We start from the raw sequence: 16,788 nt of genomic DNA, 5'->3' as shown, positions 1-16,788 counted from the left end.
GGTGTGGAGGAAACATCATGAAACTGAGTGAGTCTGAACTCGAGAAGTTCCGCGAAGACGGCTTTGTCTTTCTGCCCGAATTGTTTTCACGCGACGAAGCAGCCCTGCTTCTTTCCGAAGCCAAGAATATCTATGCCTCTGACCGCGAAGAGGTCTGGCGCGAAAAATCCGGTGTCGCGCGCACAGCCTTTGCCGCGCATACCTATAACGAAGCCCACCGCCGGCTCGGTGCCCATCCCCGCCTGATCGAACCTGTTGTTCAATATCTCGAAGAACAGGTCTACATGCATCAATACAAGATCAACGCCAAAGCGGCCTTTGATGGCGCGGTCTGGCAATGGCATCAGGATTACGGCACCTGGCAGCGCGACGATGAAATGCCCGAACCGCGCGCTTTCAACATCGCACTCTTCCTTGAAGACGTAACACCGGCCAATGGTCCGTTGCTGTTTATTCCCAAAAGCCACAAGGCAGGCGTGCTTCAGGCTGGTCATGATCTTGAAACCACGTCCTATCCGCTCTGGACGCTGGATCGTGAAACGGTCAGCAAGCTCGCAGCCGACGGCGGGTGCGAAGCCCCGATTGGCCCGGCCGGTTCGGTTGTGATGTTCCATGGCAATCTGGTGCATGCCAGCCCACCGAACATCAGCCCGTTTGATCGCACGATTGTCTATCTCAGCCTGTGTGCGGTTTCCAACCACATCCGTGCGTTCAACCGCAAACCGTGGATCGCGCACCGCGATTTCACCCCGATTGAACCGCTTGCAGATAACTGCCTTGATGAGCTGGTCGCAAAGCGCCCTGCCGCCTGATACGGCTTCTGGAGAACAAGATGAATCTCGACGCAAAACTGCGTAAACGGGCAGATGATGGCAACCCTGTACGGGTTGGCATCATCGGTGCCGGCAAATTCGGCTCGATGTTTTTAAGTCAGGCCGGACACCATCCGGGCTATCACGTTCTGGGCATTGCGGATCTCAGCATCGACCGTGCCAAGGCGGCCTTGCGCCGTGTGGGCTGGTCCGATGATCAGTTCACCGCCAAGGACAGCGCATCGGCCTATAAGGATGGCACCACCTGGATTACCGAAGATGCCGATGCCCTGATCGCGGCTGACGGGCTTGAAGTCATCATTGATGCCACCGGAAGCCCCGCAGCCGGTATTCGGTTTGCCCTTAAGGCCATCGAACATGGTCGCCATATCGTCATGGTCAATGTCGAGGCCGATGTGCTTGCCGGTCCCTTGCTTGCCAAACGGGCCGAGGCCGCCGGCCTTGTCTATTCCATGGCCTATGGCGATCAACCGGCCCTGATTTCGGAAATGGTTGATTGGGCGCGTGCGATTGGTTTGCCTGTGACCTGTGCGGGCAAGGGCACGAAATATCTTCCGATTTACCATCATGTCACGCCTGATGACGTCTGGCATCACTATGGCCTGACACCCGAACAGGCCAAGGCTGGCGGCATGAACCCACAGATTTTCAACAGCTTCCTTGATGGCACCAAATCCGCCATTGAAATGGCAGCGGTGTCCAATGCCTGTGATCTGGTCCCACAGGATTGCGGGCTGCAATTCCCGGCCTGCGGGGTGGATGATCTACCGCGTCTTTTGTGCCCGCGTGGAAGTGGCGGGATCCTTGATCGCAAAGGCACGGTCGAAGTGGTTTCAAGCCTTGAACGTGATACCCGCCCGGTATTTCGTGATCTGCGCTGGGGTGTTTATGTCACGTTCGAAGCCCCCAGTGACTATGTCGCGCGCTGCTTTAACGAATATGGCCTTCTGACCGATCCAAGCGGGCAATATTCCACCATGTATAAACCCTATCACCTGATCGGGTTGGAGCTTGGCATATCGGTCGCCTCTGCCGCCCTTCGTGGTGAAGCGACCGGCACATCGCGCGCATGGTCGGGCGATGCTGTCGCGACGGCCAAGCGTGATCTCAAACCCGGTGAGATGCTCGATGGTGAAGGTGGCTATACGGTCTATGGCAAACTGACACCGGCCCAGACATCAAAATCGCGCAATGCGCTGCCGATCGGGCTTGCCCATCACCTCAAGATCAAACGTCCGGTGGCGATGGATCAGACACTGACCTGGGATGATGTCGAATTTGATATCAAGGACCCGGCGATTGCATTCCGCAAGGAAATGGAAGCCACCTTCGGCTAAAACCCAATCATCAGACCAAATAAAAACCCCGGCCAAACTGGCCGGGGTTTTGTATGACTATTGCCATAAGCCGATCAGAGAATTATCAGGCAGACAGCTTGGCTTCAAGTTTGTCAGCCGCTTCGAGCGCCATCAGCTCGTCACAGCCGCCAATATGTTCGTCATTGATGAAGATCTGCGGCACAGTGTGCTTGCCATTGGCGCGATCCATCATTTCCTTTTTACGACGCGGTTCCATCATCACGTCGATCAACTGGTATTTGGCACCCTTTTCTTCCAGCAGCTTGCGCGCACGCTTGCAATACGGGCACCATTCGGTGGCATACACTTCAACTTTTGCCATGTGGCACTCATCCTTTCTTTGGCAACCGATCATCGCTGATGCCCCGAAACATCGGGTTCGCCGCGTCTGATACGGTGCGGAATTAAGGGTCAGGACCTACTAATTTGGTTCGAATGGCAGGGCTTATATTTGTGAAATCCAAGAAAAAGCCCGCTGAGCGGGTCGGCATCCCGCTCAAGGGATTTGACGCAGGAGTTCGCAAATATAAGCCCTGCCATTCGAACCAAATTAGTAGGTCCTGACCCTATTCAGATGAAGGGTATATAACAGAAATCTTGCAGCGCGTCATCGCACGACACGTGCAACTGTGATCACAGATACGTGCATGGCGCCTGATCGCTTCAACGCCCGAACACAGGCATTGGCCGTCGCCCCGGTGGTCAACACATCGTCAATCAGCACAACCCGTGCCCCGGCAAGATTGCATTTGTCAACACGCACCTCATCCACCTCAAACGCCCCGCCAACTTCGCGTTTGCGTGAAGACGGACCAAGACCGCCAAGACTTCGGGTATTGCGGGCACGCCTTAAAACCAGCCCATCCCAGGGCACACCGGTCATGCGTGACAGCTTTGCCGCCAGAAGCCCGGACTGGTTATAGCGCCGTTTGAGCAACCGTTTGCGATGTAGCGGCACCGGCACGATCAGATCGGCCTGATCCCAAATGCCCTTGCCCGCCTGATATACCCAGCGCGCCAAAAGCGGTGTCAGATCACCCCGGTCAGCATGTTTGAAGCGCAGAAGATATTCCCGGCTGTGATCATCATAAACCAGTGCCGCACGGGCCTGATCAAAGGCAGGTTTCTTCTGCAGGCATGCCGCGCATAGCATCTGCTCGCCATGACTACTATCTGTCACATCAAGCTCGAACGGATATCCGCAACAGGCACATTGCGGGGCAGAGATAAACCTTAACCCCGCCCAGCAATCAGCACAGACCGCATGGGTCGTATCGGTCACATCGCCACAGCCCCCACACCGCGGCGGCAGGATGGCGTTGATGCCCATGGTTGCAACAGTGCGTGCCCACTCGATCATCTGCGATACGATCCACAATCACCTCACGGATGGCTCAGCATAACACAGACAAGGAATGAATTATTGGAAATCAAACAACACATTCGACCTCAGCTCCGCAACAGCAAGATCGACAAAGTATCTCACCTTCGCCGGGGCCGTTTTGCCTTCTGGATAGACCAGATGCACCGGCACCGGGACGGGGGCATAATCATCAAGCACAGAGCAAAGCTGCCCCGATGCAATATAGGGAGCTGCCTGATAGGATAGAATGCGGGTAATCCCCCAACCATCAATGGCCGCATTACGTGCGGCCTCAATCGAATTGGTTTCCCAGCGGGCATTTGGCGAAAACTGCACCGTCTTGCCTCCTGCACGTGTCGGCTTGAATTGCCAGTCAAGCCGTGCCGAGGAACCGATCGTCGATATGATTTTGTGATCAGATAAATCAGCGGGCGTTTCCGGCCAGCCCTGACCCACCAGATAAGCCGGTGACGCACAAACAAGCGGTTGCACCTGCCCGACCTTGATCGCGGTGAGCGATGAGTCAGAAAGGTGGCCAATTCGCACGGCAAGGTCGATGCCTTCTTCTACGATATTGACGAAACGATCAAAAAGCAGAAGACGTGCGCGTATGTCAGGATATTGATCCAGATACTGACCAACAATTGGTGCGACATGCATCTGCCCGAACTGAACCGGCGCGGTGATGGTCAGCATTCCGCTTGGCTTGGCATAAGCCCCACCTGCTGCAGCTTCGGCTTCGTGCAGATCGGCAAGCAGCCGCTTGCAATCAGTGTAATAGCGCGCACCGGTTTCCGTCAGTGTGACAGACCGGGTTGTACGAATTAAAAGCCGCGCGCCTATCATGTCCTCAAGAAACGCAACGGCCCTTGTGACAGCCGGTGGACTTTGTCGCAACTCCCTGGCTGCAGCGGCAAAGCTGCGTGCTTCTACCACATGCACAAAGACATTCATCGCCTGAAAACGATCCATCACACAGCCCTTAACTATTCCACTTATAGAAATAGTAAATTCCAAATAAAGATAATTCTACCCTCGAAAAGAAACAATCATACTACCCCCTCCCGTTCATCCCATGTGAACGCCCAAACGGAGGACGTCTTAATGAAGCTGCATTATTTTTCACTTTCCGGACATGCCCATCGCGCTCATTTGTTCCTGAGCCTTCTTGGCATTGATCACGAGATCATCAATGTCGATTTTGCCAATGGCGCAAATAAATCCCCTGAATTTCTCAAACTGAACCCGTTCGGTCAGGTTCCTGTTCTTGAAGACGGGGATTTTGTCATCTCTGATTCCATCGCGATCATGGTTTATGCTGCAAAAAAAGTTGGGGCCACCGAATGGCTTCCCGAAAACTCCGAAGATGCGGCAAAAGTTCAGCAGTGGCTTTCGGTCGCAGCGGGTCAGATCGCTTATGGTCCCTGCGCTGCACGTCTTCTAACGGTATTCGACGTTCCATTTGATGCAGACGAAGTAATCGAGCGTGCACATGGCATCCTAAAATTGATCGAGGATCGACTGTCGGCGAATGACTGGATCGCACTTGCACACCCGACTGTCGCCGACATCGCGCTTTACAGCTATATCGCTAACGCGCCAGAAGGCAATGTCGACCTTTCACCGTATGCGAATGTACGCCGCTGGCTGACTCGCATTGAGGCATTACCGGGTTTTGTTCCCTTTGAACAAACGAACGCCGGACTTCGCGTCGCTTCATGACACACCGTCACGAACTGTGACAGACCATGATGATGGATTGGGCCGGTCATTGACGCCATTTCACCCTTTTCGTGCGACCTTTGCAAAACACAAAGACCGGCCCATCAGAATTTTTATGCTAAGCAGGCCCACAATGAACACGCCCGTCAGAACATCATCCACATTTGCGTCAGAAGGTAACGAAGAGGACCCCTGGCACCAGGGTGAAATCCGCATGCAGGAACTGGCCGGTGTGCGGAAAGAAATGCTGGATGTCGGAAAACGCTTATTACGCGATCACCTGATCGAACAACATCGTCAGTTTTATCCACAACTTCCCTTTGCCGTATTTGGCACGGTGGATGAAAATGATGATGTCTGGGCAACATTGCGCGCCAATCATCCCGGCTTTCTGATTTCAGAGGACCCAAATCACCTGAGTGTCAAACTTCCCCGCGACTCAAGCGACCCAGCAGATACCGGCATGGAAGATGGTCAGGCCATTGGTATGATCGGGATCGAGTTACACACACGACGGCGCAATCGGTTGAATGGCAAAATTATACGTCAATCCGATGACCAGTTTGCAATTCGCGTCGGGCACAGTTTTGGCAATTGCCCTCAATATATCCGGCGGCGAAATTTTCAATTTGTTGGCGATCCCTGTACGGTTCAATCGTTGCATCCTGAAACATCGACGAAATTAACGACTCGGGCACGCGATATGATCGCAAAGGCCGATACTTTTTTCGTTGCGACCTTTGTGGACCGTGATGGCAAAACCCGCGAAATCGACGTGTCCCATCGTGGTGGAAAACCGGGCTTTGTCCGGCTTGATTCCCATGGAACACTGACCATCCCCGATTTTGCAGGCAACCTGTTCTTCAACACATTGGGCAACATTCTATCCAACCCAAAGGCCGGGTTGGTCTTTACCGATTTTGCCAATGGTGATCTTCTACAACTAACCGGTGATGCAGAGGTCATCACCGAAGGCCCGGAAATTGATGCCTTTTTGGGGGCTGAACGCTTATGGCGGGTTTTCCCACGCAAAATGGTCTGGCGGGAAGCTGCGTTGCCAATTCGTTGGCATACAACAGGAAACAGCATATCCCCCAACAGCCTTCTGACCGGTGATTGGGAAAGTACCGAAAGGAGACTATCCGCCAGTAAAGCTGGAAATGCTTGGCGTTGCTTTCGAATTGCGCAAATCACGCAGGAAAACCATCTGATCCGGTCCTTTCATCTGGAACCTGCAGATCAGGACGGCACTCTGTCCTTTCAGCCAGGCCAGCATCTGCCAATCCGGGTCAGTCCGAAGGGTCATGACAAACCATTATCGCGAACCTATACGCTTTCAAGCGCTCCATCTGATGAGAAATATCGTATAAGCGTGAAACGTGAAGGTGAAGCATCAAGGCATCTGCATGACAAACTGAATGTTGGCGATACAATCGAGATAGGCGCTCCTTCCGGCGACTTTTTCCTAAAAACAGCGAAAGAACGACCAGTGGTTTTAATGGCTGGCGGCATTGGTATCACACCCATGATATCCATGATACGTCACGCTGTTTATGAGGGGTTGCGCACACGTCATTTTCGCGCAATCTGGCTGTTTTATGCTGCGCGCAACATTTCTGACCGTGCTTTTGACGATGAAATCACAGAACTCGTTAACGCGGCACAAGGAAACATTCGTATCATCCGCGTTCTTCGCGACACCAATGGCGCGACACCGCGCAAGGATTACGACGCATCCGGGTTTATCGACATGAAATTGTTGCGGGCGGTATTGCCGTTTGACGATTTCGATTTTTACCTGTGTGGCCCGCCTCCTTTTATGCAAGGCATTTATGACGGCCTTCGTGGTTTGAACATCGCCGACAACCGTATTCACGCAGAGGCATTTGGCCCGGCGTCACTGACACGCACGCCCTATCACGACGATGGCCTTCCCGATCTGCCGGTTGCCAGTACGAAGCCCATATCGGTCGAATTCACGCAATCAAGCACCTCCGCAGTTTGGCAACCGAATGCAAACAAAACGTTGCTTGAACTCGCCGAGGATGCGGGCCTTGCACCTGAATCAAGTTGTCGTGGCGGAAGCTGCGGCACATGCCGAACCAAAGTTACCCAAGGTAGCGTAACCTATAAAAACCGGCCAAGCGCAAATGTTGGCGTGGACGAAGCTTTAATCTGTTGTGCCGTACCGGCAGAGCCGGAAGATGGGAGACACACACCTTTGGTTCTCTCCATATAGACTGTGATCAGATTTGCGGTTCTTCGATTGCAGCAGCGGGATCAAAGCTCTATCTAGTGTCATAACCTATTACAATGATTTTAGCCGGAGCTTCCCGCCTCATGGCCGATCCGATCACTGTCTTTGATCGAGACATCCTGAAACTGCGCCGCGACCGTGCAGCGACCAAGGCACAGGACTATAACTTCCTGTTTGCCGAAACGGCTGAGCGGCTTGCCGATCGCCTTGATGACACTACCCGTAAATTCCCGCTGGCCGTCGACCTTGGCTGCCATAGCGGTGAGCTGGGCCAGATCATTGGCCAGCGCGGCGGCATAGAAACCCTGTATCAGAGTGACATTTCAAGCGGCTATGCCAAGGCAGCCCGTGCCAATAACGCCAAGGGCACGCTGGTGGCGGATGAGGAATTCCTGCCCTTCGCCGAAGGATCGCTTGATTTGATCATCTCCAACCTCAGCCTGCATTGGGTCAATGACCTGCCCGGCATGTTACTTCAGGCGCGCCGCGCATTGAAACCCGATGGATTATTCCTGGCCTGCTTGCTGGGCGGTGAAACGCTCAAGGACTTGCGCGAGGCGCTTATGACGGCAGAGGCAGAAGAAGAAGGTGGTGTCTCACCGCGCGTATCCCCGTTTGTTGATGTGAAGGATGCCGGGTCGCTCCTGCAGCGTAGTGGCTTTGCCCTGCCGGTGGTCGATGCCGACGATATCTATATCGACTATCCCGATGCGCTCAAACTGATGCGCGATCTTTCGGGGATGGGTGAAAGTAACCTGATCGCCAAGCGATCGAAGAAATTCACCAAACGCAGCACCCTTGCCCGCGCCGCTGCCATCTATCACGAACGCCATGCGCGGGCAGATGGCCGCATCCACGCCAAGTTTCAGGTAATCTACCTGACCGCCTGGGCCCCGGATGAAAGTCAACCCAAGCCGCTGCGTCGTGGTTCGGGTCAGGTCAGTCTGGTTGACTTCCTGGGTGACGACGCAAAGAAGCAGTAGCAGTCGATAAGGGCCGGATCATTTCCCGGCGGAGACCATCTCACGGATCTTGGTCGCCTTTTCAAAGTGATCAAGTTCGTGGGTCTTGATCCACCAACTTGCCGCCTCCATCAAGGTATCAGGGTCATCATTGCGATTGGCAAAAAACGCATAGAATGACAGGCCGACATCCGGCCCCTTTTGCGCGATCTTCCGATCACAAACGACAATGATTTTTTCGCGCAGGCTTTGACGCATGATGGCTCCGTAAACGGGTTGTGACTTCAAGGGGTTGATGTATGGCCTGTTTGCCGCGAAATTGGCAGTCGTTCCCGACTATTCACATGACAGTTTCTGTCAGGACAGATTTGCGAAAGGCCTAAGGTCCCAAAATGCTCCTCCCCCAACCTCTGATCCACGGCAAGCTGATCAAGCGTTACAAACGGTTTTTGGCCGATGTCGAACTTGATAGTGGCGAGGTGATCACCGCCCATTGCGCCAATCCGGGCGGCATGATCGGGCTTAAGGAGCCGGGCATTGATGTCTGGCTGTCGCAATCAGACAATCCGAAACGCAAACTGAAATACAGTTGGGAACTCTGCCAGATCGGGGATGCCTGGATCGGCATCAACACCGCCCATCCCAACGCGATTGTCGAGGAAGCGATTCTGGCCGGCAAGGTGCCAGAACTCGCGGGCTATGAGAACCTCAAGCGCGAAGTCAAATACGGCAAGAATTCACGGATCGATATCCTGCTATCTGATCCCGCGCGTGGTCTTTGCTATGTCGAGGTCAAAAACGTTCATCTCAAACGCGATGAAGACGTTCCAAGCCTTGCCGAATTCCCCGATGCTGTTACTGCACGCGGGGCAAAGCACCTTGATGAAATGGCCGATATGGTCGCCGAAGGTCATCGGGCAGTGATGTTTTATCTGATCCAGCGCACGGATTGTGACCGCTTTACCTTATCGACCGACATCGACCCGCATTACGGCGAACGCTTCAAGGCAGCACGTGCCAACGGGGTTGAGGCCATTGCCTATGACTGCGCGATTGATACCAGTGCCGTGACGGTTCGAAACCCGCTTCCGATCACCGGGCTATAAGCATCAAACCCCGCGCATATCAGCCAATCCTTGCCAATTCTGGCCGGTGGCTTTATGTCATTGGGTTATAAAACAGTTACATACCTAGCCGAGTTTAAGGAGATTTTCGGGTGGCGAACGGAACAGTCAAAATTCACGGCCCCGAAGCATTTGAAGGCATGCGCGCCGCTGGCAAGCTGGCAGCAGAAGTGCTTGATATGATTACCCCGCATGTGGTTCCGGGTGTCACCACCGGTGAGCTTGATCGCCTGTGTGATGAATATATCCGCGATCACAATGCAATTTCGGCCTGCCTTGGCTATCGCGGTTTTCCGAAATCCACCTGCACGTCCATCAACCATGTTGTCTGCCACGGCATTCCCGGTGACAAGAAACTGGCCAATGGCGACATCATGAATATAGATGTCACGGTCATTCTTGATGGCTGGTACGGCGACACGTCGCGCATGTATATCGCAGGCACGCCAAAGGTGATGGCGCAGCGTCTTGTCGATGTGACTTATGAATCGCTTTGGCGTGGCATCAATGCCGTTAAGCCGGGTGCGACCCTTGGCGATATTGGCCATGCCATTCAGTCCTATGCCGAAAGCGAACGTTTCTCTGTGGTGCGTGATTTCTGTGGTCATGGACTGGGTCAGGTGTTCCACGATGCGCCGAATGTCTTGCATTACGGCAAACCGGGCGAAGGTATCGTTCTGGAACCGGGCATGATCTTTACGATTGAGCCGATGATCAATCAGGGAACCTATGCGTGTAAAATTTTGCCCGACGGCTGGACAGCCGTGACGCGAGACCGCAAACTGTCTGCACAGTTTGAACATTCGCTCGGCGTGACGGAAGACGGGTTTGAAGTGTTTACCCGATCCCCCGCCGGTCTGGAAAAGCCGCCCTATAATCTCGACAAAGCCGCCGAGTAACGGGCACGCAACAAGGGGAAGCAGATTTGAGCGAAGAACAAGATCGCAAAGCTGCTTCCAATCCTGCCCAACAGACCGCGTCTGAAATAGATGATGGCACGCGGGTCTTTTTCGATCAGGCCCGCACAGCCCATGCATCCGGCGTAAACGCCGTACCGACGCCTGATGCGCCGCAATCCCCAAAAGCCAAATCCGCGAAGCCGCATTATCACGGCCACCGCCAACGGCTGCGTGATCGCTTTATCAAGGGGGGCGCCCCGGCCCTTGCCGATTACGAATTGCTTGAGCTGATGCTGTGCATGGCGATGCCGCGCGGGGACGTCAAACCGCTCGCGAAATCGCTGATCGCGCAGTTTGGCAGTTTCGCCAATGTGTTGGCCGCCCGCCCCGAAGACCTTAAAACCGCCAAGGGCCTTGGGGATGCTGGCATTGCCGCCATCAAGATCGCAGAGGCCAGTGCTCTTCACCTGTCACGTGAACGCGCCATGGAACTGCCGGTGATCGCCAGTTGGGAACAGCTGATTGACTATTGCCGGGCCCGGATCGGACATCTGAAGAACGAAGAACTGCACCTGCTGTTTCTTGATCGCAAGAACCGGCTGATTGCCGATGAATGTCATCAACGCGGCACGGTCGATCACACGCCGGTTTATCCGCGCGAAGTCATCAAGCGCGCGCTTGAACTACATGCCTCGGCCCTAATTCTGGTGCATAACCATCCAAGCGGTGATGCCACCCCGTCAAAGGGTGACATCGATATGACCCGCAAGATCGTTGATGCGGCCAAGGCGATGGACATCACCGTGCATGATCACATCATCATCAGCCGTTCCGGATATAATTCATTTAAGACGCTTGGCCTGATATAGCTGCCATCCCTGATCCATTTCCCACCACGAGATAGCCATGCCCCATATCGGTTTGTTCGCCCTTGTCGTGCGCGACTATGACGAAGCCATCGCATTTTACACCGAAAAAGTCGGCTTTGAGTTGATTGAAGATACCGACATGGGCTGCGGGAAACGTTGGGTGGTGGTCTCCCCGAAGGGAGCTCGTGAAACACGTGTTTTGCTGGCGAAGGCAGGCAATGACGACCAAGTCAGCGCGATTGGCAATCAAACCGGCGGTCGGGTTGGCTTTTTCCTGAACACAGATGACTTTGAGCGCGATCACAAATGCATGGTTGATGCAGGGGTTCGTTTTCTTGAAGCTCCCCGCGATGAGCCCTATGGCATGGTCGCCGTGTTTGAGGACCTCTATGGCAACAAATGGGATTTGCTGCAACTGAAGGTATCAGGGTGAAACTGGCTGCTATCCCGATACCCGTCATCGATCAGGAACAAAGTCGCGCAAAGAGGTAACGGACCGGCAGTTGGTTGCAATAGTGGGGGATGCCGGTCCGTCTCGTCGGCAAAGCCTGATTGCTTGCCGACAAGTTCGAGGTAAGATGATGACAGGGAGACGGTTCAGGGTCAGAAGGTGTAAACCAGCACCAGACCGGCACTCAGCACATAGTCCTCATCAATAATCGAACTTTCGGTATATTCATCGGGCAGGAAGCGCACGCCACTGGTCCCGACCACGGCAAACCGTTCGGTCACCGGATAGGTCACGCTGAAATCAAGATGCGGGATAAAGGCCGCATCTGGGGCATAGAACCCACGATCAGCACGCACTTCATTGCGACGGACACCGACATTGTAATCAACCAGTTCCTCGCTCTGCCAGGTTACGCCACCGCCGACATTAAAGCGGAACTTTTCATAATTGGTCGGCAGGTAATAGCCGACATCGATTTCATGCCCGCCATAAGCGTCATTCAGATCGGTCAGATAGTTCGCCCGAAACTCTCCACGCCAGAGGCGCAGCGACCCGCCGATACCGGCCTCAAACGCCATATCGCGTTCTTCAAGCCCGTTGAGATAGCTTGAATCATCAGAATCAAACGGCTCCATGCGAAGCCCGCCCAGAACCGAAACACTGGCAAAATCGTTCTTCCAGACTTTGGCGTCAATGCCATCGAGAGCGACATGCAGCCGTTCGGCATCATAGGCCAGAACCGGCAGTGCACCTGGATCGACACTGTCCGCCCCGCGATAGGGATTGCTGCTCACCCGGCCGATGGCGCCGAGCTGCCAATTGCCGCCAAGCCAAGGTTTCAATGCATCCTCGGTTTGTGGATTGACCTGTTCGCGAATGATTTCTCTTTGACCGGGCGTTGCGGTCTGAGCATACGCCTGCCCGGAAATGGCGGCGGTTACGGTGATGGCTATGGCGGAGGATTTCAGAAGAAGGTGGGAAAAGGGACGTAAATTCATATAGCTAAGCATCCTTGGTTTGAGGGATGCAGAGATAATCTCATTTACCTGTGGCGCAAGCGTCCGTCTCTACAGGATCGAACCTCGAGACCGGATTTTGGGCGTTCGAATGCGCATTCGGTCGTCAATTAACCGCAGAAAGAATGAATTGCGCGATATCAACATCGTCGCACTGATCTTCGCGCAGATGCTTGCGACCATATTCCTGATAGGTGCCACTGGTCAGGAACAGCTCAAACAGGTCGCTGTCGATCTGCCCCTTGTCACGCATGTCGGCAAGGATCGAGATACATTCCGACAGGGTCTTAGGTCGCTTATAAGGGCGATCGACAGCCGTTAAGGCCTCGAAGATATCTGCGATCACCATGACCTTTTCGAGGATCCCCATATCATCGCTGGTCAGACCACGCGGATAGCCAGATCCATCCATCTTTTCGTGATGGTTGCCGGCAATCGCCGGAATGCGTTGCAGCTCCTTGGGATACGGCAATTGCGCAAGCATATCCTGGGTAATGACGACATGGTCATTGATCACCTGACGTTCTTCCGACGTGAGCGTGCCGTTCGGGATCGAAAGGTTATATACCTCGCCCCGGTTAAAGCCGTCATAGATATCGGCTTCGCGATCCATCAGAAGGCTTTCGGTTCCCGGTGCCCGGAGTTCCGCAAGTTCGGCATCATCGAGACGTTTGTGCTCTGCCCAGGACAAGCCGACAGTGCGGTCGAAATAGCGGGTCCATTTCTGCTCCCCGATGTCGTGCAGGGCAAAGATAGTGTCGGTATCAAGTTCCGTATCACCGATATTGGCATCCGCCACCATGGCGAACTGGGTTTCAAGCTCTGCCACGCGATTGGCAAAGTCGGCCTCGCACTGATCAGCGTCTTCACCATCAAGCTTGCGTTTGAGCATCTCGATCTCGGCATCGCGGCGGAGCACTTCAAAGCGCGTGCGGACTTCATGGATGCGGTTATGGATGGTTTCAAGCTTGGTGGCCTTTTCCATCACATGATCGGGCGTGACGATCTTGCCGCAATCATGAAGCCAGGCGGACAGATCAAGCTCGTACCATTCCATGTCGGTCAGGTAGAAATTGGAAAACGATCCTTGTCGGTCATCGACAGCAGCCTGAGCCAGCATGCGGGCCAAGATCGGCACACGCGAACAATGGCCGGCGGTATGTGGGGATTTGGCATCAATCGCATGACCCAGCACACGCGCAAAACTTTCCATCAGGTCGCGCTGTGCGACCAGAAGGCGGCTGTTTTCAATCGCGACGGCAGCCTGACTGGCAAGTGCATTGATGATCGGTTCAATCGCCGGATCAAAGGAAATGACATTGCCCGCATCATCGCGCGCATTGATCAGCTGCAAGACACCAATCACTACACCGCTGGTATTTTTAAGCGGCACGGTCAGGAAGGATTTGGACCGATAGCCGGTTTTGGCATCGAAGGCCCGGGTGCCGGTAAAGTCAAAGCCCTCGGCACTATAGGCATCATCAATATTGATCGCCTTGCCGGTCAGCGCGACATAGGTCGCGATATTGGCATAGTTCGGACGGCCCTGATCATCATAAAGCGGCAAGGGGGGAAACGGCTTTTCGGTTTCGCGACCAGAAACAAAGAACGTATCAAGCGTATCATTTACCATGATACGGAAATGAAGTTCGCTTTCTTCCCGGTTGACGAGATAAAGCGACCCGCCATCCGCATTGGTGAAGTTCCGCGCGGCCATGAGGATTTTCTGGTTAAGCTCTTCACGGCCTTGCGACGCCGAAAGGGCAATACCCAGTTCCACCAGTTCCGCCAGATAGTTCTTGTCTGTCTCACGGACCTGTTTCACATCTGTCTGGTGATTTTTGGCCCCGTCGCGTTCACGCGCCATAAAAATTCCGTCCACTTCGCATTCGGATCAATCGCATCGTCGCAGATACGTTTTGCCTGCTTACACTACATACTTCTAATAAGTTGCTATTTTTCTAACATTAGGGTCAGGACAGACCAATTTGGTTCGAATGGTCGCTGAGATTTGTGCGGATACGCGAAGCGAAACCACCGAAAGATTTCCATCTTTCAAGGTTTTGCGACAAAGTAGTCCGTGCAAATCTCAGCGATCCGAAGGACAGAGTTTATATTTGCGATCTCCCGCGTCAAACCCCTTGCGCGGGATGCCAACCCGCTCGGCGGGCTTTTCCTTAGATCTCACAAATATAAACTCTGCCATTCCAATCAAATTGGTCTGTCCTGCCCCTAAACAAGTTTCCGCGCGGTAAAATCGCCTCACAATCCTGCCATACCCGTCTGCAGGGTTGCCAATTTGCCCGGAATGGACTATCCGACCCCGTGAAAGCGTGCCGGCGCCGTGATCGTGCAATTGATTACGCATTCCGATCATCGAGATCCTTTTCCGGCACCCAACCATATTGCCCGGAGGCGACCGCATGATCCCCCGTTATTCCCGTCCGCAGATGACCTCTATCTGGGAACCGGCGAACAAGTTCCGTATCTGGTTCGAAATCGAAGCCCACGCTGCTGACAAACTGGCTGAACTGGGTGTTATCCCGGCAGAATCCGCCAAGCTTGTCTGGGAAAAAGGCGACAAGCCCTATACCCAGGACCGCATCGACCGTATCGACACCGTCGAAGCCGAAGTCAAACACGATGTGATCGCGTTTCTGACCGAGCTGGCTGAACAGGTCGGCGAAGAAGCCCGCTTTGTCCATCAGGGCATGACGAGTTCCGACGTTCTTGATACCTGCTTTAACGTGCAGCTTGCCCAGGCAACCGACATCCTGCTTGAAGACATGGACAAGCTTCTGGCCGCCCTTAAAAAGCGCGCCTATGAAACCAAAGACGTCCCCTGCATGGGCCGCTCGCACGGTATCCACGCAGAGCCGGTGACCTTTGGTCTTAAGCTTGCGACCTTCTATGCGGAATTCAAACGTAACCGTGACCGTCTTGTCGTGGCGCGCGACGAGATCGCGACCTGCGCGATTTCCGGCGCGGTCGGCACATTCGCCAACATCGATCCGAGCGTTGAAGAACATGTTGCCGCCAAGCTTGGCCTGAAACCGGAACCGGTTTCGACCCAGGTTATCCCGCGCGACCGTCATGCTGCTTACTTCGCAGCCCTTGGCGTGATTGCATCGTCGATCGAGCATCTGGCAACCGAAATTCGCCACCTGCAGCGCACCGAAGTTCGCGAAGTTGAGGAATTCTTCTCCAAGGGGCAGAAAGGCTCATCGGCGATGCCGCACAAGCGTAACCCGGTCCTGACCGAAAACCTGACCGGCCTTGCCCGTCTGGTGCGTTCGATGGCGATCCCGGCGATGGAAAACGTTGCCCTTTGGCACGAGCGTGACATTTCGCACAGCTCGGTCGAACGTAACATCGGCCCGGACGCGACTGTCACGCTGGACTTCGCACTGATGCGTCTGACCAACGTTGTCGAGAACCTTGTCGTCTATCCGGAACGCATGGACGAGATCCTCAATCAGATGGGCGGCCTGGTCTTCTCGCAGCGTGTTCTACTGACCCTTACCCAGCATGGTGTTTCGCGTGAAGATTCGTACCGGATCGTTCAGCGCAATGCGATGAAGGTATGGAACCGCGAAGGCGATCTTCTGTCGCTTCTGAAAACCGACGAAGATGTGACGGCGAAAATCCCGATGGACAAGCTCGAAGCTCTGTTTGACCTTGGCTACCACACCAAGCATGTCGACACGATCTTTGCCCGCGTCTTTGCTGACTAAGCAAGTCCCGGTTTGAATTAAGAGCCCCGGTCATTTGGCCGGGGCTTTTTTTATGCCAAGATCCAGTGCTGCTTTCATCCCTTTGACATTGCGCTGCCTTTTTCCTGATCTATATCGAAAACAGGGAAAAACTTGCCCAAATGTCTGGCACGTATGTTGCTGAACTTTTCGGGCGGCAAGACTGCCCGATACATTCAACA

The 16,788-nt window shown here is 54.1% G+C and carries 16 protein-coding genes; 10 read left to right on the top strand and 6 right to left on the bottom strand.

All coding sequences use genetic code 11. The features are described 5' to 3' along the window. Nucleotides 1-17 precede the first annotated feature (17 nt). A complete protein-coding gene (locus tag UF64_RS08445; RefSeq protein WP_044828129.1) occupies nt 18-812 on the top strand; it encodes a phytanoyl-CoA dioxygenase family protein in 795 nt (264 codons plus the stop codon). A gap of 20 nt (nt 813-832) precedes the next feature. Beyond that, nucleotides 833-2,170 (top strand): NAD(P)H-dependent oxidoreductase, encoded by a 1,338-nt coding sequence (locus tag UF64_RS08440; RefSeq protein ID WP_044828128.1) that lies wholly within the window; start codon nt 833-835, stop codon nt 2,168-2,170. A gap of 85 nt (nt 2,171-2,255) precedes the next feature. On the opposite strand, the gene grxC is transcribed toward UF64_RS08440, so the two are convergent. From grxC to UF64_RS08425, 3 genes are all read right to left on the bottom strand, one after another. Beyond that, on the bottom strand, nt 2,256-2,513 hold the full coding sequence (gene grxC / locus UF64_RS08435) for a glutaredoxin 3 (protein WP_044828127.1): 258 nt from the start codon (nt 2,511-2,513) through the stop codon (nt 2,256-2,258). Between the two features lie 285 nt (nt 2,514-2,798). Beyond that, nucleotides 2,799-3,551, bottom strand: coding sequence for a ComF family protein (locus UF64_RS08430; RefSeq protein ID WP_044828126.1), 753 nt, complete (start codon nt 3,549-3,551; stop codon nt 2,799-2,801). A 60-nt stretch (nt 3,552-3,611) separates the two neighbouring features. Then, the gene (locus UF64_RS08425) at nt 3,612-4,526 is read right to left on the bottom strand and encodes a LysR family transcriptional regulator (RefSeq protein WP_044828125.1); all 915 of its coding nucleotides are present in this window, start codon (nt 4,524-4,526) and stop codon (nt 3,612-3,614) included. A gap of 132 nt (nt 4,527-4,658) precedes the next feature. On the opposite strand from UF64_RS08425, the gene UF64_RS08420 reads away from it, so the two are divergent. The 3 genes from UF64_RS08420 to UF64_RS08410 all read left to right on the top strand — a co-directional run bounded on the left by UF64_RS08420 (nt 4,659) and on the right by UF64_RS08410 (nt 8,516). Then, nucleotides 4,659-5,276, top strand: coding sequence for a glutathione S-transferase family protein (locus UF64_RS08420; protein ID WP_044828124.1), 618 nt, complete (start codon nt 4,659-4,661; stop codon nt 5,274-5,276). A gap of 133 nt (nt 5,277-5,409) precedes the next feature. Beyond that, nucleotides 5,410-7,515 carry a pyridoxamine 5'-phosphate oxidase family protein gene (locus UF64_RS08415; protein WP_044828123.1) on the top strand — a complete coding sequence of 702 codons (2,106 nt, stop codon included), beginning with the start codon at nt 5,410-5,412 and terminating at the stop codon, nt 7,513-7,515. A gap of 101 nt (nt 7,516-7,616) precedes the next feature. Then, on the top strand, nt 7,617-8,516 hold the full coding sequence (locus tag UF64_RS08410; protein ID WP_044828122.1) for a methyltransferase domain-containing protein: 900 nt from the start codon (nt 7,617-7,619) through the stop codon (nt 8,514-8,516). A gap of 18 nt (nt 8,517-8,534) precedes the next feature. On the opposite strand, the gene UF64_RS08405 is transcribed toward UF64_RS08410, so the two are convergent. Further along, nucleotides 8,535-8,753 (bottom strand): DUF6500 family protein, encoded by a 219-nt coding sequence (locus UF64_RS08405; RefSeq protein WP_044828121.1) that lies wholly within the window; start codon nt 8,751-8,753, stop codon nt 8,535-8,537. Nucleotides 8,754-8,887: 134 nt separating this feature from the next. Here UF64_RS08405 and sfsA point away from each other — a divergent pair, with 134 nt between their 5' ends. The 4 genes from sfsA (at nt 8,888) to UF64_RS08385 (ending at nt 11,820) form a co-directional block, all read left to right on the top strand. Next, nucleotides 8,888-9,601 carry a DNA/RNA nuclease SfsA gene (gene sfsA / locus UF64_RS08400; protein WP_044828120.1) on the top strand — a complete coding sequence of 238 codons (714 nt, stop codon included), beginning with the start codon at nt 8,888-8,890 and terminating at the stop codon, nt 9,599-9,601. Between the two features lie 110 nt (nt 9,602-9,711). After that, complete coding sequence (gene map, locus UF64_RS08395) at nt 9,712-10,518, top strand: type I methionyl aminopeptidase (RefSeq protein WP_044828119.1); 807 nt, start codon at nt 9,712-9,714, stop codon at nt 10,516-10,518. 26 nt (nt 10,519-10,544) lie between these two features. Then, complete coding sequence (radC, locus tag UF64_RS08390) at nt 10,545-11,387, top strand: DNA repair protein RadC (RefSeq protein ID WP_044828118.1); 843 nt, start codon at nt 10,545-10,547, stop codon at nt 11,385-11,387. 37 nt (nt 11,388-11,424) lie between these two features. Next, nucleotides 11,425-11,820 (top strand): VOC family protein, encoded by a 396-nt coding sequence (locus tag UF64_RS08385; RefSeq protein ID WP_044828117.1) that lies wholly within the window; start codon nt 11,425-11,427, stop codon nt 11,818-11,820. Between the two features lie 170 nt (nt 11,821-11,990). On the opposite strand, the gene UF64_RS08380 is transcribed toward UF64_RS08385, so the two are convergent. Both UF64_RS08380 and UF64_RS08375 read right to left on the bottom strand, forming a co-directional pair. After that, nucleotides 11,991-12,836 (bottom strand): MipA/OmpV family protein, encoded by an 846-nt coding sequence (locus tag UF64_RS08380; protein ID WP_044828116.1) that lies wholly within the window; start codon nt 12,834-12,836, stop codon nt 11,991-11,993. 124 nt (nt 12,837-12,960) lie between these two features. Further along, nucleotides 12,961-14,721 (bottom strand): HD family phosphohydrolase, encoded by a 1,761-nt coding sequence (locus UF64_RS08375; protein ID WP_044828115.1) that lies wholly within the window; start codon nt 14,719-14,721, stop codon nt 12,961-12,963. A gap of 556 nt (nt 14,722-15,277) precedes the next feature. Between UF64_RS08375 and purB the strand changes: the two genes are divergently transcribed. Next, nucleotides 15,278-16,588 (top strand): adenylosuccinate lyase, encoded by a 1,311-nt coding sequence (gene purB, locus UF64_RS08365; protein ID WP_044828113.1) that lies wholly within the window; start codon nt 15,278-15,280, stop codon nt 16,586-16,588. Nucleotides 16,589-16,788 lie beyond the last annotated feature (200 nt).

The organism is Thalassospira sp. HJ (assembly GCF_000948415.1).
Lineage (GTDB): Bacteria > Pseudomonadota > Alphaproteobacteria > Rhodospirillales > Thalassospiraceae > Thalassospira.
The sequence above is the reverse complement of the archived record's forward strand: the minus strand, read 5'-3'. Positions and strand labels throughout refer to the sequence as shown.

Bases quoted from the DNA above. Each gene is read 5' to 3' on its own strand.
- UF64_RS08445 (WP_044828129.1), top strand. From the start codon at position 18: ATGAAACTGAGTGAGTCTGAACTCGAGAAGTTCCGCGAAGACGGCTTT.
- UF64_RS08420 (WP_044828124.1), top strand. From the start codon at position 4,659: ATGAAGCTGCATTATTTTTCACTTTCCGGACATGCCCATCGCGCTCAT.
- UF64_RS08415 (WP_044828123.1), top strand. From the start codon at position 5,410: ATGAACACGCCCGTCAGAACATCATCCACATTTGCGTCAGAAGGTAAC.
- UF64_RS08440 (WP_044828128.1), top strand. From the start codon at position 833: ATGAATCTCGACGCAAAACTGCGTAAACGGGCAGATGATGGCAACCCT.
- UF64_RS08425 (WP_044828125.1), bottom strand. From the start codon at position 4,526: ATGGATCGTTTTCAGGCGATGAATGTCTTTGTGCATGTGGTAGAAGCA.
- UF64_RS08375 (WP_044828115.1), bottom strand. From the start codon at position 14,721: ATGGCGCGTGAACGCGACGGGGCCAAAAATCACCAGACAGATGTGAAA.
- UF64_RS08410 (WP_044828122.1), top strand. From the start codon at position 7,617: ATGGCCGATCCGATCACTGTCTTTGATCGAGACATCCTGAAACTGCGC.
- UF64_RS08380 (WP_044828116.1), bottom strand. From the start codon at position 12,836: ATGAATTTACGTCCCTTTTCCCACCTTCTTCTGAAATCCTCCGCCATA.
- UF64_RS08385 (WP_044828117.1), top strand. From the start codon at position 11,425: ATGCCCCATATCGGTTTGTTCGCCCTTGTCGTGCGCGACTATGACGAA.
- purB (WP_044828113.1), top strand. From the start codon at position 15,278: ATGATCCCCCGTTATTCCCGTCCGCAGATGACCTCTATCTGGGAACCG.
- sfsA (WP_044828120.1), top strand. From the start codon at position 8,888: ATGCTCCTCCCCCAACCTCTGATCCACGGCAAGCTGATCAAGCGTTAC.
- grxC (WP_044828127.1), bottom strand. From the start codon at position 2,513: ATGGCAAAAGTTGAAGTGTATGCCACCGAATGGTGCCCGTATTGCAAG.
- UF64_RS08430 (WP_044828126.1), bottom strand. From the start codon at position 3,551: ATGATCGAGTGGGCACGCACTGTTGCAACCATGGGCATCAACGCCATC.
- UF64_RS08405 (WP_044828121.1), bottom strand. From the start codon at position 8,753: ATGCGTCAAAGCCTGCGCGAAAAAATCATTGTCGTTTGTGATCGGAAG.